The organism is Streptomyces sp. NPDC031466, assembly GCF_055581265.1.
Map to the genome: position 1 here is coordinate 243,455 of NZ_JBVIJT010000009.1, position 15,016 is coordinate 258,470.

Below are 15,016 nucleotides of genomic sequence, written 5' to 3' on the forward strand. Positions count from 1 at the left end.
CCGCCCGTACGATCGCGGTCTCCAACCAGAGATAGAGCCGGGTGCTGCCCGTAGCCCCCCATCAAGGCGAAGCCCCTGCTCAGTCCAGCTCCTCCGTATCATCGAGGCCAATATGGAGGGGATACGCAACTGGCTGCTGCCCGTTCTGCTGGCGGTCCAGCAGCTGGCCTACTGGCCCGGCCGCGTGCTGCGCGACGGCGGGCATGTCGGGGGTGTCCAGCTCGTCGGGGCGTCGGTCGCCGCCGTCGCGATCACCGCAGCGCTCGCCCTGCGCCGCCGCAGGCCGGTCGCCGCCGCGCTGGCCGTGGAGGCGGTGCTGGCCGCCGGGTCGCTCCTCCCCGAGGACGCGACGCTGCTGCACGAGTTGAGCGCGCTGGTCGCGCTGTACTCCGTGATGGTGCGCTGTCCGCCGCGCACGGCTGTCGTGGCCGGGGCGGCCCTGACCGTCTCCGCGAGCGTCCGAGGGACGGTGCAGCTCGACTCCGCGGTCGAGATCGGCGGCGAGATCCTGGTGAACTGCGCGGTCTTCCTGGCCGTCGCGGGCCTCGGCCGCAGCCGCCGCCACTGGCTCGCGGGGCGCCGGGCCGCCGCGCGGGAACTCGCGCGCGCGGAGGCCGAGCGGGGCCGCGCCGCGACCACCGAACGCCAACGCCTCGCCCGCGAACTCCACGACGTCGGCGCCCACCACCTCACCTCCGTCGTGGTCACCGCCGAGACCGCGCTGCGGCTCGCCGACCGCAGGCCCGAACTGACGCCACAGGCGTTGGAGTTCGCGGCGGACAGCGGACGCGAGACGCTGACGGCGCTGGACCGCCTGGTCGCGATGATGCGGACGTCGGCGGCGGACGAGGAGAGCGGCATCGAGGAGCGAGTGGGTGAACTCGCCGCCGGTTTCGCGCGTCTCGGCCTGCGCCCGGCCGTGGACGTGGCCCCGGACCTCGCGGCCCTGACGGGCGCCGTCGCCGACGCGGCCTTCGGCATCGTCCGCGAAGCCCTCACCAACGCGCTGCGCTACGCCCCCGGTGCCGCCGTGCGCGTACGGATCCGCGTCCTGGAACGGGACGGCGCGGTCGAACTGACGGTGACCGACGACGGGCCGACGGGGAACGAAGGGGCCTCGGCGTCCTCGGGCGCGCGGCAGGGACTCGGCTCCGGCCGGGGCACCGCGGGCATGCGGGAGCGTGCGGCCGTGCTCGGCGGAACGCTGGAGGCCGGACCCCGCCCGCACGCGCCCGGCTGGTCCGTGCGCGCACGGTTGCCGCACCGCTTCACCGTGCCGCACCACTCCTCGCGCCGGCGGGTCCTGCGCGGCCTGGACCCGGCCGACGGGGCGGTGACCCTCGCCGTCGCCGCGCTCCCGCTCTTCGCGGTCCTCGCGGAGAGCCCCGCGGCCACCGCCCTGGCCTGTGGACCCGCCGTCGCGCACGCGCTGCCGCTGCTGTGGCGGCGCCGGGCGCCCTGGGCGGTCCTCGTCGCGGTCCTGGCCACGGCCTGGCTCGCGCCGCTCGGGCTCGCCTTCGGGCTGCTGCCGCCGGCGGTGGCCCTGTGCCTGGTGACGACGGGTGCCCTCGCGGAATGCGTGGCCGTGCACGCGGTCGGCGCGTTCGCGGGCCCGGCGCGCGTCACCTGGCCCGCCATGGCGGCCGGGGCGGCCGGCCTGTCCCTGTCGGCGCTCGCCCTGGCGGCGGCCGACGGCATCGCGGACGTGGAGAAGGACGGCGGCTTCGGCCTGATCGCCTTCCTGGCCGGGCTGCTCGCCGTGGCCTTCTTCCTCCTCCTGGCCGCCCCCTGGGGCATCGGCGCGGTGGTCGGCGCCCGCCGCGAACGCGTCAGGGCCCACGAGGACCACGCGCTCGCGGCAACGGTCCGTGCGGCGGTCCTCGCGGCGTACGAGGAGCGCCGCCGCATCGCGGTGGAGCTGCGCGGTGAAGTGGTGCGGCACGCGGGCGGGGTGATCGCGCGGGCGGAGGCCGGTGACCTCAAGGGCGTGACGGAGGAGGCACGGGCGGGACTGTCGTCGATGCGGGAACTGCTGGGCACGCTGAGAGCGGCGTCGGCCCCCGACGGCGTACGAGAACCACACCGCCCCGACCATCCGCCACCGGGCCCCCGTACGGCCCCCGGGGCCCCGAAGGAGGTAACCCCATCAGCACCGTGAACATGCACACCGAACCTGGACGCGGACCCGTCGAGCCGGAACCGCGCCACGCCGAGGCGCCCGAGGCGCCCGGCGCCGGAATGATCCGCGTGATGGTCGTCGACGACCAGGCCGTCGTACGCGCCGGATTCGCGGCGATCATCGACGCGGAGCCGGACCTGCACGTGGTGGCGGAGGCGCGGGACGGGGCCGAGGCCGTGCGGCTGGCACCGGAGGTCCGGCCGGACGTCGTCCTGATGGACATCCGCATGCCGGGCATGGACGGCCTGACGGCCACGCGGCTGCTCCTCGGACCCGGCGGGGAGGGCGGGCACGCCGAAGAGCCCGGGCACACGGGGGCCGCCACGACCGCCACGACCGCCGCGACCGCCGGAACCGCCGGGAAGGGGACCCCTCGCGTCCGCGTCCTGGTCCTGACCACCTTCGATCAGGACGCGTACGTCCATGACGCCCTGCGCGCCGGGGCCTCCGGCTTCCTGCTCAAGGACGCGCTGCCCGAGGAACTCCTGGCGGGCATCCGCGTCGTGGCGTCGGGGGAGGCGATGCTGGCGCCCACGGTCACACGCCGCCTGATCGACGCCTTCGCCGACACGGCCCCCGCACCGGACCCCCGGCTGCCGGCGTCCCTCACGCCCCGCGAACGCGAGGTCCTGACGCTGGTGGCGGCGGGCCACACCAACGCGGAGATAGCCGACACCCTGGGCGTGACCACCGGCACGGTGAAGTCGCATGTCAACGCCCTGCTGGGCAAGTTGGGCCTGCGCGACCGGGTCCAGGCGACGATCCTCGCGTACGACCTGGGCCTGGCCCGCCCCCGCCGGACCGGATGACGCCGGGCGTCCTGCGGACCGTGTGCGCACTGGGGGAGACGTAGGAGTGCACCCTGGCCGTACTGCGCAGTCCTGGCCGGATTCATACGGTTGGCCGAGCAGCCGGTTCACGGCTCGGCGGGTGCGGGCCGCCGCCATGGGGTGTGCGAAGAGCTGGATCTCTTGGTTCAGGGCCATGTAGAGACCCACCAACTCGTAGGCGACCTGTTCCGGGTCGGTGTCCGTCGGCAGATCGCCCGCAGCGACGGCGATACGCACCTCAGCGGCAAGACGGTGGCGCCAGACCTGGAGCAGGCGGGCCACCGCATCGTGGACGAGGCCGTGGCGGGCGTCGAACTCGACGGAGGCGGTGGTGAAGAGGCAGCCGCCGGGGAAGACGTCCCGCTCGGTCTCCAGGTAGGAGATCCAGGTGTCGCAGACGGCCCGCAGGCGAGGCATGCCCGGCGTCTCGTGCGCTGCCGGCTCCCACACCAGACGGGAGAAGGCTGCGGCGGCCCCCTCCAGGGTCGCCAGCTGGAGCGCCTCCAACGACGACCTGTCCGCCCTGGTCGACACCAGTGACGAATGGATCCGGCGCCGTACCGGCATCGCCACCCGCCGCATCGCCGCTTCGGACGAATCCGTCACCGACATGGCGTCCGCGGCCGCCGGCAAGGCGCTGGCCGCGTCCGGTCTTGGGCCCTCCGACATCGGACTCGTCGTCGTAGCGACGTGTACGGCGGTCGACCGCTGTCCCTCCATCGCCGCCCAGGTGGCGGAACGCCTGGGCCTGCCGTCCCCGGTGGCCTTCGACCTCAACAACGGCTGCGCGGGCTTCTGTACCGCGCTCGCCTGCGCCGAGCACTCCATCCGTGCGGGCGCCGCCCGGCATGCACTGGTCATCGGTGCCGAGAAGATGTCCGACGTCACCGACTGGACCGACCGGCGTACCTGTGTGCTGCTCGGTGACGGGGCGGGCGCTGCCGTGCTCAGCGCCGCTGACGCCGGAGGGATCGGCCCGGTCGTATGGGGCTCCGACCCGTCCCGGGGGGATGCTGTCCGCCTGGTCGACGACTGGCACCCCCGCTTTGCCCAGGAAGGCCAGACGGTATTCCGGTGGGCCACCGGCGAACTTCCCGCCATCGCCCGCGAAGCCTGTGCGCGTGCGGGTCTGGCGCCGGGCGACCTGGCGGGTGTCGTCACCCACCAGGCCAACCTGCGCATCGTTGACGCCGTTGTGCGCCGGCTCGACCTTCCCGAAAGCGTAGTGATCGCTCGCGACGTCACCGAGTCGGGCAACACGTCCGCCGCGTCCGTGCCGCTCGCCCTGTCCAAGCTCACCGAGCGCGGCGAACTCGCACCCGGCGCCCCGGTCCTGCTGCTCGCCTTCGGCGGTGGCCTGTCCTGGGCCGGACAGGTCGTCACGTGCCCCTGACTCGAGAGCCCCGGCGGTGCCACAGGGACGCCCGCTGCGAACTGTCCGCCGTCTGCGAGGCGCTGTGGCTCGATCCGAGCAGCCCGTGTACGAACGGACCCGCCTCGTCGCCTTATGCAGTGCCGGAGTCGGCAGTGCGGCTGAACTCGGCCTCCAGGAGGTCGGTGAAGATGCCGACGTGGTCCTCCCAGCACCCGTCTGTCCAGTCGGAGTTGATGTTCGCCGCGAGCAGGTGGGTACCGTCAAACGTGCCGTAGACGTACGACCAGGAGCCGAAGATCGCGCCGCCCATGCCCCAGACCTGCACTCCGGAGGGCAGGGTCAGGCGGGACATTCCGAGACCGTACGTGGAAGCGGGCAGCCAGTTCTCCGTCGGGACCGTGGCGAGCAACTCGCGCTGCTGCTCCGGGCGCAGGAGGCGTCCTGCGAGCAGGGCGGCGAAGAATCGGGCGAGGTCGTCGACGGTGGAGATCATGGCGCCCGCCGCGCCGAACGGAGACACCTCCCACTCCGTGGCGTCGTGGACCGTGGCGTCCGGGTCGGGCGAGAACAGCCGGGTGTAGTGGGTCGCATGTGGTTCGGGGAGTGTGGCATCGGGGCTGCGCGGCAGGGAGGTTCCCGTCAGGCCGAGCGGGCGGACGAGGCGGGCGGCGATCTCGTCGGCGAGCGTGAGGCCGGTCGCCCGCTCGACGATCATCCCGGCAAGGACGTAGTTCGTGTTGGAGTACGCCCAGCCCGTGCCCGCCGGGAAGTCGGCCGGATGCGACATGGCGATGGCCACGAGGTCTTCGGGGGTGTAGCTCTCCTGTGTGCGGAGCGCCGGCTGGTCGTGGGTGTGGTTGAAGACCCCGCTGGTGTGGTTGAGGAGCTGCCGCACTGTGATCATGGAGCCGTCGTGCCCGTTCCCGGTGACCACGCCCGGCAGCCACTGCTCCACCGTGTCCTCCAGAGCCAACCGGCCCTCGGCCACGAGTTGCAGGACCACGGTGGCGGTGAAGGTCTTGGTGATGCTGCCGATCCGGAACCGGTCCTCGTGCCCGCGCGCCCGCCGGGTCCGCGTGTCGGCGACGCCCGCGGTCCCGAACCAGTGCCCGCCGCCGTCGCGGACCCGAGTGACGACTCCTGGCACCCCTCCTTCCCGCACCGCTCGGTCGAGCACACGCCGGGCAGCGTCATGGCCCTTGCGGGTGAGGTGTGCCGTGGGCGTGGTGTCTTCCATCTGAACCCCCTGTTTCCACTTTCGCGATACGCGAAAGCTACGTCCTGACCGTGTCCGCGAAAGTGGTACAAGCGTTGGGAAGTAAGGGAACCAGGGAGTTTTCCGGATCTTGTAGCGTTGCCGCTGACGGTTAACGCAACGCAACGCACGGACACGGGCGTCCGGAGGCGGTCGCATCCGGCTGGTCCGCAGTGCTCACGGGTGGGAGGGCGGGCATGGGCGGCGGAAGGCTCAGTGCGGAGGACCGCAGGAACATCGAGGCGGGCCTGGCCGAAGACCTGCCGTACGCCGTGATCGCCCGACGACTGGGACGGCCGACCTCGACCATCAGCCGGGAGGTTGCCCGCAACGGCGGGCCCGGCGGCTACCGCGCGGAACACGCCGACCGGGCCGTCGCCTGGCAGCGGCGCAACCGGCCGCCTCGGCCTGCGGCGCCACCGGCCGCCGACTCCGAGGCCACATACGGGCGGGACCCCGCCGCCATCCGCGCCTACGAGGACAGGGTCGCGACGATGATGATCGCGACCGGACTGCCCCGCACGGCCGCCAGGGTGCTGGCCTGCCTGGTGACGGCGCCCTCCGGTGCGCGGACGGCTGCCGAACTCGCCCAACGGCTGCGGTGCAGCCCGGCCTCGGTGTCCAAGGCTGTGGGGTACCTCGACGGGCTCGACGTCCTCAGACGCGAGCACGAGCCCGGTCTGCGCCGCGAGCGCTACGTCATCGACGACGACGTCTGGCTCCGCGCCTGGCTGACCAGTGCGCAGCAGAACGAGGCGTGGGCCGAGACCGCCCGAGAGGGTGCTGAACTATTCGGCCTCAGCACCCCGGCAGGCGCACGGCTTGAGGCAATGCGTGCCTTCTTCGACGGAATCCACCGGGACATGACCGGCAGGTCGGCTGTGGTCCTCGATGACGCTGTGACCGTACTTGCCGCGCTCCTCCACGCGGCCCGGCCCCTCACGACCGGTGAACTCGCTGCCGCTCTGGGTTGGCCGGAGGCGCGCGCAGCCACCGCCGTCGAAGCCGCCGAGCAGCAGCCCGAAGTGTGTGGCCCGTTGACGCTGCAGCACACACCTTCCGGCGCACACCTGGTCACGGCCCAGCACGGCAGGCTCACTCCTGCCCAGCGCACGGCTCTTGTCCGGCCGCCGGGAGGACGCACATGCGGGGCTCAGGACGAACCCGACCAGCCGCCTACGAAGACGGCGTCCAGGTCGCCGGTGTAGACCACAGCGAGCTCGTCGTCGCCCGGTGGCCTGCTGGGCCGGGCGAAGAAAGACCGCACCCGCTCCGCCAGGGCCGCCGTTCTCGACGGCCTGCGGACCGGGTGCGGACAGGTAGGCGATGCGACCCGCGTAACGGCAGGTCGGAAGGCCTAGCCATGGGTCAGGCCTTCTTGGTCTCCCAGAAGATCTTGTCGATCTGGGCGATGTAGTCCAGCGCCTTCTGGCCCGTGGCCGGGTCCGTCGACGCCTTGGCGGCCGAGAGGGCCTTCAGGGTGTCGTTGACCAGCTGGTGCAGCTCCGGGTACTTCTCGAAGTGCGGGGGCTTGAAGTAGTCGCTCCAGAGCACCGACACGTGGTGCTTGGCGAGCTCGGCGCGCTGCTCCTTGATGACCGTGGCACGCGCCTGGAAGTGGGCGTCGTCGTTGGCGGCCATCTTTTCCTGGACGGCCTTGACGGACTCCGCCTCGATGCGGGCCTGGGCCGGGTCGTACACGCCGCAGGGCAGGTCGCAGTGGGCGCTGACCTTTACCTTGGGGGCAAACAGGCGGGAAAGCATGAAGCTGTCCTTCCTCGTGATCGTCTTCTCAGGTGGGACATTACTCCGTGAGAGGCGGCTTTTCGCGAGTGCCCCCATGGGCTTAGGACAAAAGTCCGGGCTCGGACCGGGACTGGTGGAGGATGGGACCGGGGAGGTGGCGGTGATGCCGGAGCTGTCGCAGGAGAGCGAACGCAGGAGGGCCGTCCTGCCGTGGGGCGCGGCCGAGGTGACGGGTCCTTCGATGGTGCCCACGCTGTACCACGGCGACCGGCTGCTCGTGCGGTGGGGCGCGCGGGTCCGGCCGGGTGACGTGGTGGTCCTGCGCCATCCCTTCCAGCAGGACCTGCTGGTCGTCAAGCGCGCCAAGGAGCGCCGCGAGGGCGGCTGGTGGGTGCTCGGCGACAACGCGTTCGCGGGCGGGGACAGCACGGACTACGGCGTCGTCCCCGCGGACCTCGTCCTCGGCGCCGTACGCCTGCGCTACCGCCCGCCGGCCCCCGGGCGGCGCTCGCCGGCCGCGCTGCTGCGCTGGGCGGTGTCCGCCGTGCGGCCGGTGCTCGCCGAGCGCTCCGTCTCCAGGCGCTTGCGGGCGCGGTAGGCGGCGACGTTGGCGCGGGTCGCGCAGCGGTCCGAGCAGTAGCGCCGGGAGCGGTTCGTCGAGGTGTCGAGGTAGGCGTTGCGGCACGGCGCCGCCTCGCACAGGCCGAGACGGTCCACGCCGTGCTCGGTGAGGTGGAAGGCGAGGCCCATCGCGGCGATCGCGGCGTACCCGGCGGTGGCGTTCGAGGGGTGGTCCGCCAGGTGCATGTGCCACAGCGGGCGCCCGTCGTCGTCCCGGTGGTCGTGGCCGGAGATCTGCGGGCTCACCGGGAACTCCAGGAGCAGTGAGTTCAGCAGGTCGACCGCGAGCGTCTCGTCGCCGCCGTCCGCCGCCTCGAACACCGCCCGCAGCCTGCCCCGTACCGACCGGAAGCGGGTGAGGTCGGATTCCGTCGCGCGGCGCGCCATCTGCGTGCTCGGGCCGAACAGGTCCCGGATCGCCTCCACCGAGGTCAGCGTGTCCTTGTCGCGGCCCGGCTCCTCGCTGTTGACCAGGCGTACGGCGTAGTCCGAGTAATAGGCCAGTTCCACTTGTAGTCCTTACGAGGGCGGGCTATGGTCATCACGTCGGCACGTAATAGCCGATTGCGGTACCAGGGTATTACGGAGTGAAGGGGTTCTGATGACGGGAACGGGGACCGGGGCCAAGACCGCGGCCGGTGCCGGCACGGACTGGCGTGCCTGGCAGGACAGCTGGGACCGGCAGCAGCAGTGGTACCTGCCCGACCGCGAGGAGCGGTTCCAGATCATGCTCGACATGGTCGAGGCCGTCGTCGGCCCCGCGCCGCGCGTGCTGGATCTGGCATGCGGTACGGGAAGTATTACGGACCGGCTGCTCAAGAGGTTCCCGGACGCGACGAGCGTCGGCGTCGACCTCGACCCCGCGCTGCTCACCATCGCCGAGGGCACCTTCGCCGACGACGACCGCGTCACCTTCGTCACAGCCGACCTGACGGACCCCGAGTGGGCCGCCGCGCTGCCGCACGACTCCTACGACGCCGTCCTCACCGCCACCGCCCTGCATTGGCTCTACAGCGAGCCGCTCGCCACGCTCTACGGCCAGGTCGCCGGGCTCGTGCGGGACGGCGGCGTCTTCATGAACGCCGACCACATGCCGGACCCCGCCACCCCGCGGCTGAACGCCGCCGAGAGCGCCTACCGCCACCGCAGGATGGACGGCGCCAAGGCCGAGGGCGTCCTGGACTGGAAGGAGTGGTGGCAGCTCGCCGCGCAGGACCCGGTCCTCGCCGCGCCCACCGCCAAGCGGTTCGAGATCTACGGCGAGCACGCCGACGGGGACATGCCCTCCGTCGACTGGCACGCCCGTACGCTCCGTGAGGCGGGGTTCGCCGAGGCCCGTGCGGTGTGGGCCTCGCCCTCGGACGCGGTGGTCCTGGGGCTCAAGTAACCCCCTCGGAGCGCGGAAGGGGCGGTACGGATCAGTGATCCGTACCGCCCCTTCCCGTGCCCCTGGCGAGGCGCTCGCCGGAGCACCGCGCCGGAGCGCCTTGTTACAGCACCTTGGACAGGAACGACTGCGTCCGCTCCTGCTGCGGGTTCGTCAGCACGTCACGTGGGCTGCCCGACTCGACCACCACGCCGCCGTCCATGAAGACGAGACTGTCGCCCACCTCGCGGGCGAAGCCCATCTCGTGCGTGACGACGACCATCGTCATGCCGGACTCCGCGAGGTCGCGCATGACGTCGAGGACGTCGCCGACCAGCTCCGGGTCGAGCGCCGACGTCGGCTCGTCGAAGAGCATCAGCTTCGGGTCCATCGCCAGCGCGCGGGCGATCGCCACGCGCTGCTGCTGGCCACCGGAGAGCTGCGAGGGGTAGTTCTTCGCCTTGTCGGCGAGGCCCACCCGCTCCAGCAGCTGACCGGCGCGCTCGCGCGCCTGGCTCTTGGGGATGCCCTTGACCTGGACGGGCGCCTCCATGACGTTCTCCAGCGCCGTCATGTGCGGGAAGAGGTTGAAGCGCTGGAAGACCATGCCGATGTCGCGGCGCTTGAGGGCGACCTCGCTGTCCTTCAGCTCGTACAGCTTGTCCCCCTTCTGCCGGTAACCGACCAGGTCCCCGTCGACGTACAGCCGACCGGCGTTGATCTTCTCCAGGTGGTTGATGCAGCGCAGGAACGTCGACTTGCCGGAGCCGGAGGGGCCGATGAGGCAGAAGACCTCACCCGACTTGACCTCCAGGTCGATGCCCTTCAGGACCTCTACGTGACCGAACGACTTGTGGACGCCCTCGGCCTTCACCATGGCGGTCATCAGCGGACACCTCCGGCGCCGCGGTTGCTCAGCGACAGCATGTTGGCCTTGATCTTCTGGAAGGGGGTGTCCGGCAGGGAGCGGGACGAGCCGCGGGCGTAGTACCGCTCCAGGTAGAACTGACCGACGCTGAGGATCGACGTCATGATCAGGTACCAGCAGGCGGCGAGCAGCAGCGTCTCCACGGTCGCGCCGGACGAGGTGCCGATGTCCTGGGCGTACTTCAGCAGCTCGTAGTACTGGACGGCCGCGACCAGCGAGGTCGTCTTCAGCATGTTGATGAACTCGTTGCCCGTCGGCGGTACGACCACCCGCATCGCCTGCGGAAGCACCACGCGGCGCAGCGTCTTGCCGTGGCTCATGCCGAGCGCGTGCGCGGCCTCCGTCTGGCCCTCGTCGACCGAGAGCAGGCCGGCGCGGCAGATCTCCGCCATGTACGCCGCCTCGTTCAGGCCGAGGCCGAGCAGCGCCGTCAGGAACGGCGTCATGAAGTCCGACCACTCGTCCTTGTAGACGGGGCCGAGGTTCACGTAGTCGAAGACGAAGCCGAGGTTGAACCAGACGAAGAGCTGGACCAGGACCGGCGTACCCCGGAAGAACCAGATGTAGAACCAGGCGATCGAGGAGGTCACCGGGTTCTTCGACAGGCGCATCACGGAGAGGATCACGCCGCCGACGACGCCGATGAGCATCGACAGGAACGTCAGGATCAGCGTCTCGCGGACGCCCTTGAGGATGCGTTCGTCGAAGAAGTTGTCGGGGATCGCGCCCCAGTTGATGTCGCCCTGCGCGAAGGCGTAGACGATCGCGGCGAGGGCGCCGATCGCGAGGACCGCGGCGACGTACCGGCCGAAGTGCCGCACGGGGATGGCCTTGATGGCCTCCGCCTGCCGCGCCTTCGGGACGTCGTCCTCGGGGCCCTTCTTGGAGATGTCGGAGCTCACGTGGGTGGCCTTTCAGCGACTAGGGGGGAGAGGGGCGCGCTCACTTGCCGCCGTTGACCTTGGCCTCGGTGACCGCGCCGTCCTCGACGCCCCACTTCTTGATGATCTTCGCGTAGTCGCCGTTCTTGATGATCGCGTCGAGCGCGGCCTTGATGGCGTCCCGCAGCTCGGGGTTCTTCTTGGAGACCGCGATGCCGTACGGAGCCGCCTCGACCTGCTCGCCGACGAGCTGGAAGTCCTTGCCGCCGCCGGAGGTCTTCACCGCGTACGCGGCCACCGGGAAGTCGGACGAACCGGCGTCCGCGCCGCCGGAGCGCAGCCGGGTCTGGGCCTGCTGGTCGTTGTCGTACTGCTCGATGGAGATCTTCTTGCCGCCCTTGCACTTCTTCGACTCGGCCTTGGCCAGGTCGTGCGAGACGGTGCCCCGCTGGACGACGATCTTCTTGCCGCAGAGGTCGGACCAGTTCTCGATGCCCTGGTCGTCGCCCTTCTTGGTGTAGATCGAGACGCCGGCGGTGAAGTAGTCGACGAAGTCGACGCCGCTGCCGACCTTCTTGCCCGTCTCCTCGTCGATGCCCTCCTGACGGTTCTTGGTGTCCGTCATGGCCGACATGGCGACCTGGTACCGCTTGGAACGCAGACCGCCGAGGAGGGTGTCGAAGGTGCCGTTCTCGAACTCGAACTTCACGCCGAGCTGCTTGCCGAGCGCCTCACCGAGGTCCGGGTCGATGCCGACGGTGGCACCGGACTTGTCCTTGAACTCGACCGGCGGGTAGGCGATGTCGGAGCCGACCTTGATGACGCCCTTGTCACGGATGTCCTTGGGCAGCTTGTCGGCGAGCGGCGCGTTGCTGACCGAGTCGCTCGCCTTGTCGTTCGTCTGGTCGCCGCAGCCGGAGAGCAGCAGCGCACCGGCGACCGCGACCGCACCGACCGCGGCGATCCGGGACTTCGCGGACTTCGCTGCGGTCTGACGACAAATGGAGCTTGCGGACATGGTGGGTCCTCCGGCGGATGAGGGAGTTGCCGATGGGTCGGGCACACACCTTCGGGTGTCGCGACCTCGTGTGATGAGCGCATCTTGCCATTCGGACCGTCCGATTCTGGGTGCCTGAGATGTCAAAATCGGATAACGGGATGGTGGCGAATCCCCGCACCCCGGTACAGCACGGGCGTATGGGGCCGGACGCCAACCATCGCCAACCGGGCGATATCCCGCCCATCTCGCCATATGGACCGGCGGTCGTGGCCATGGCAAGCAATGTCACTCGCCCACGCCCGCCGCCTTCGGGTACAAAGGTTGGCTACACCCCTCATCCGGGGCCCAGGGCGCGTGTGCGGCGCGCCCGCGTGTCCGTACCTCTCCTCCGTCGACAGACGGGGAACGGACACGGTGCCCGCCCACTTCTCAACCGGGAGTGGACACCCTCAACGAATGATTAAGACTTAAGGGGTCAGACAAGTGGCAGCGGAGATCGTCAATCCTCGCAGCGACAGCAGTACGGATCACGAGGGCGCCGACGAGCCCTTCGATCCGGCGTTTGCGCTGCACCGCGGCGGCAAGATGGCCGTGCAGGCCACCGTGCCGGTCCGCGACAAGGACGACCTGTCCCTGGCGTACACGCCCGGCGTCGCGAAAGTGTGCAGCGCGATCGCCGAGCGGCCCGAGCTGGTGAACGACTACACGTGGAAGTCGAACGTCGTCGCCGTCGTGACCGACGGGACCGCGGTGCTCGGTCTCGGCGACATCGGTCCCGAGGCCTCCCTCCCCGTCATGGAGGGCAAGGCCATTCTCTTCAAGCAGTTCGGCGGCGTGGACGCGGTGCCGATCGCGCTCGCGACGACCGACGCCGACGAGATCGTCGAGACCGTGGTGCGGCTCGCCCCCTCGTTCGGCGGCGTGAACCTGGAGGACATCTCGGCGCCCCGATGCTTCGAGATCGAGCGCAAGCTCCAGGAGCGGCTCGACATCCCGGTCTTCCACGACGACCAGCACGGCACGGCCGTCGTCACGCTGGCGGCGCTGCGCAACGCGGCGAAGCTGACCGGGCGCACCCTCGGCGAGCTGCGCGCCGTCATCTCCGGCGCCGGTGCGGCCGGGATCGCCATCGCCAAGTTCCTGCTGGAGGCGGGCCTCGGTGACGTGGCGGTCGCGGACCGCAAGGGCGTCGTGAGCCGGGACCGGGACGACCTCACCCCGGTCAAGCGGGAGCTCGCCGAGCTGACCAACAAGGCCGGGCTGAGCGGGTCGCTGGAGGCCGCGCTGGCCGGCGCCGATGTGTTCATCGGGGTCTCGGGCGGCACCGTGCCGGAGCCGGCGGTCGCCTCCATGGCGCCCGACTCCTTCGTGTTCGCCATGGCCAACCCCAACCCCGAGGTCCACCCGGACATCGCGCACAAGTACGCGGCCGTGGTGGCGACCGGGCGCTCGGACTACCCGAACCAGATCAACAACGTCCTGGCCTTCCCCGGCATCTTCGCCGGGGCGCTCCAGGTGCGGGCCTCGCGGATCACCGAGGGCATGAAGATCGCCGCCGCCGACGCCCTCGCGGGGGTCGTCGGGGACGAGCTGTCCGCCGCCTACGTGATCCCGTCGCCGTTCGACGAGCGGGTCGCCCCGGCCGTGACGGCCGCGGTCGCCGCCGCCGCGCGGGCGGAGGGCGTCGCCCGCAGCTGAGCGTCCGCCTCGATCAGGTGACCGCGCCCCCCGCCGTGCACCTCGCGGCGGGGGGCGCGGCGCGTGTCACAGTCGTACGTGGTTCCGTCGCGGCCGGGGGGCGGCCTAAGGTCGGCGGCATGTTCGCTGCCTACGCTGCCCGTATCGACCGTGACCAGCCGCTCGACGGCCTCGAGTTGGGGGAGCGGCCCGCCCCCGAGGCGCGCCCCGGCTGGTCGACCGTGAACGTCAAGGCCGCCTCCCTCAACCACCACGACCTGTGGTCGCTGCGCGGGGTCGGCCTCGCCGAGGACAAACTGCCGATGATCCTCGGCTGTGACGCGGCCGGGATCGACGAGGACGGCAACGAGGTCGTCCTGCACTCCGTCATCGGCCAGTCCGGCCACGGCGTCGGACCCCGCGAGGGCCGGTCCATCCTGACCGAGAAGTACCAGGGGACCTTCGCGGAGCGCGTCGCCGTGCCCACCTGGAACGTGCTCCCCAAGCCGAAGGACCTGTCGTTCGCCGAGGCCGCCTGTCTGCCGACGGCGTGGCTGACCGCGTACCGCATGCTGTTCACCAACGCCGGTGTGCGCCCCGGCGATTCGGTGCTCGTGCAGGGCGCGGGCGGCGGTGTCGCCACGGCCGCGATCGTGCTGGGCAAGGCGGCGGGCCTGCGGGTCTTCGCCACCAGCCGTGACGAGGCCAAGCGCAAGCGGGCGCTGGAGCTGGGCGCGGTGGAGGCGGTCGAGTCCGGTGCCCGGCTTCCCCAGCGGGTCGACGCGGTCATCGAGACGGTGGGCGCGGCGACCTGGTCGCACTCGGTCAAGTCGCTGAAGCCGGGCGGCACGCTGGTGATCTCGGGGGCGACCAGCGGCGACCGGCCCTCGCACGCGGAACTCACCCGGATTTTCTTCCTGGAGCTGAAGATCGTCGGCTCGACGATGGGCACCAAGGACGAACTGGAGGACCTGCTCTCCTTCTGCGCCCTCACCGGTGTCCGTCCCGTCATCGACGAGGTGCTGCCGCTGGACCGCGCACGGGAGGGCTTCGAGCGGCTGGCGTCCGGGGAGCTGTTCGGCAAGATCGTCCTGGAGGTCTGACCGACTGACGCTGTCAATGAAGGTTGACGACACCCTCCTGTCAACGTAGGTTGAC

Annotated in this window: 14 protein-coding genes and 1 pseudogene; 8 read left to right on the forward strand and 7 right to left on the reverse strand. The window is 71.0% G+C overall.

From position 1 onward, the window contains the following. The first annotated feature begins 112 nt into the window (after positions 1-112). On the forward strand, positions 113-2,158 hold the full coding sequence (locus ACZ5GP_RS23655) for a sensor histidine kinase (protein WP_468752717.1): 2,046 nt from the start codon (positions 113-115) through the stop codon (positions 2,156-2,158). 80 nt (positions 2,159-2,238) lie between these two features. Next, a complete protein-coding gene (locus tag ACZ5GP_RS23660; RefSeq protein WP_468752877.1) occupies positions 2,239-2,988 on the forward strand; it encodes a response regulator in 750 nt (249 codons plus the stop codon). A gap of 96 nt (positions 2,989-3,084) precedes the next feature. On the opposite strand, the pseudogene ACZ5GP_RS23665 reads toward ACZ5GP_RS23660, so the two are convergent. After that, positions 3,085-3,513: pseudogene (locus tag ACZ5GP_RS23665) on the reverse strand (TetR family transcriptional regulator C-terminal domain-containing protein); the annotation flags it as partial. Here ACZ5GP_RS23665 and ACZ5GP_RS23670 point away from each other — a divergent pair. Beyond that, positions 3,425-4,402, forward strand: coding sequence for a beta-ketoacyl-ACP synthase III (locus ACZ5GP_RS23670; protein ID WP_468752878.1), 978 nt, complete (start codon positions 3,425-3,427; stop codon positions 4,400-4,402). The pseudogene ACZ5GP_RS23665 and the gene ACZ5GP_RS23670 overlap by 89 nt on opposite strands. Before the next feature lie 112 nt (positions 4,403-4,514). Here ACZ5GP_RS23670 and ACZ5GP_RS23675 read toward each other — a convergent pair whose 3' ends face one another. Beyond that, a complete protein-coding gene (locus tag ACZ5GP_RS23675; RefSeq protein WP_468752718.1) occupies positions 4,515-5,621 on the reverse strand; it encodes a serine hydrolase domain-containing protein in 1,107 nt (368 codons plus the stop codon). Positions 5,622-5,836: 215 nt separating this feature from the next. On the opposite strand from ACZ5GP_RS23675, the gene ACZ5GP_RS23680 reads away from it, so the two are divergent. Next, positions 5,837-6,847: a GbsR/MarR family transcriptional regulator gene (locus ACZ5GP_RS23680; RefSeq protein ID WP_468752719.1), complete on the forward strand. Its 1,011-nt coding sequence runs from the start codon at positions 5,837-5,839 to the stop codon at positions 6,845-6,847. A gap of 160 nt (positions 6,848-7,007) precedes the next feature. Here the strand turns inward: ACZ5GP_RS23680 and sodN are convergent, their stop codons facing one another. After that, positions 7,008-7,403 carry a superoxide dismutase, Ni gene (sodN, locus tag ACZ5GP_RS23685; protein ID WP_230902718.1) on the reverse strand — a complete coding sequence of 132 codons (396 nt, stop codon included), beginning with the start codon at positions 7,401-7,403 and terminating at the stop codon, positions 7,008-7,010. Between the two features lie 145 nt (positions 7,404-7,548). On the opposite strand from sodN, the gene sodX reads away from it, so the two are divergent. Further along, positions 7,549-7,983: a nickel-type superoxide dismutase maturation protease gene (sodX, locus tag ACZ5GP_RS23690; RefSeq protein WP_468752720.1), complete on the forward strand. Its 435-nt coding sequence runs from the start codon at positions 7,549-7,551 to the stop codon at positions 7,981-7,983. Here the strand turns inward: sodX and ACZ5GP_RS23695 are convergent. Further along, positions 7,866-8,516 carry a CGNR zinc finger domain-containing protein gene (locus ACZ5GP_RS23695; protein ID WP_468752721.1) on the reverse strand — a complete coding sequence of 217 codons (651 nt, stop codon included), beginning with the start codon at positions 8,514-8,516 and terminating at the stop codon, positions 7,866-7,868. The genes sodX and ACZ5GP_RS23695 overlap by 118 nt on opposite strands. A gap of 91 nt (positions 8,517-8,607) precedes the next feature. On the opposite strand from ACZ5GP_RS23695, the gene ACZ5GP_RS23700 reads away from it, so the two are divergent. Further along, on the forward strand, positions 8,608-9,393 hold the full coding sequence (locus tag ACZ5GP_RS23700) for a class I SAM-dependent methyltransferase (protein WP_468752722.1): 786 nt from the start codon (positions 8,608-8,610) through the stop codon (positions 9,391-9,393). A gap of 103 nt (positions 9,394-9,496) precedes the next feature. On the opposite strand, the gene ACZ5GP_RS23705 is transcribed toward ACZ5GP_RS23700, so the two are convergent. Genes ACZ5GP_RS23705 through ACZ5GP_RS23715 form a run of 3 tightly spaced genes read right to left on the reverse strand, consistent with a single transcriptional unit; the run spans position 9,497 to position 12,199 of the window. Continuing rightward, positions 9,497-10,258 (reverse strand): amino acid ABC transporter ATP-binding protein, encoded by a 762-nt coding sequence (locus ACZ5GP_RS23705; protein WP_358587797.1) that lies wholly within the window; start codon positions 10,256-10,258, stop codon positions 9,497-9,499. Next, complete coding sequence (locus tag ACZ5GP_RS23710; RefSeq protein WP_358587795.1) at positions 10,258-11,202, reverse strand: amino acid ABC transporter permease; 945 nt, start codon at positions 11,200-11,202, stop codon at positions 10,258-10,260. The genes ACZ5GP_RS23705 and ACZ5GP_RS23710 overlap by 1 nt, the downstream gene beginning before the upstream one ends. Before the next feature lie 40 nt (positions 11,203-11,242). Further along, the gene (locus tag ACZ5GP_RS23715) at positions 11,243-12,199 is read right to left on the reverse strand and encodes an ABC transporter substrate-binding protein (protein ID WP_468752723.1); all 957 of its coding nucleotides are present in this window, start codon (positions 12,197-12,199) and stop codon (positions 11,243-11,245) included. Between the two features lie 465 nt (positions 12,200-12,664). On the opposite strand from ACZ5GP_RS23715, the gene ACZ5GP_RS23720 reads away from it, so the two are divergent. After that, positions 12,665-13,879: an NAD(P)-dependent malic enzyme gene (locus tag ACZ5GP_RS23720; RefSeq protein WP_468752724.1), complete on the forward strand. Its 1,215-nt coding sequence runs from the start codon at positions 12,665-12,667 to the stop codon at positions 13,877-13,879. Positions 13,880-13,998: 119 nt separating this feature from the next. Further along, positions 13,999-14,961, forward strand: a complete 963-nt coding sequence (locus ACZ5GP_RS23725; RefSeq protein WP_468752725.1) for a zinc-binding dehydrogenase — start codon at positions 13,999-14,001, stop codon at positions 14,959-14,961. The last annotated feature ends 55 nt before the right edge of the window (positions 14,962-15,016 follow it).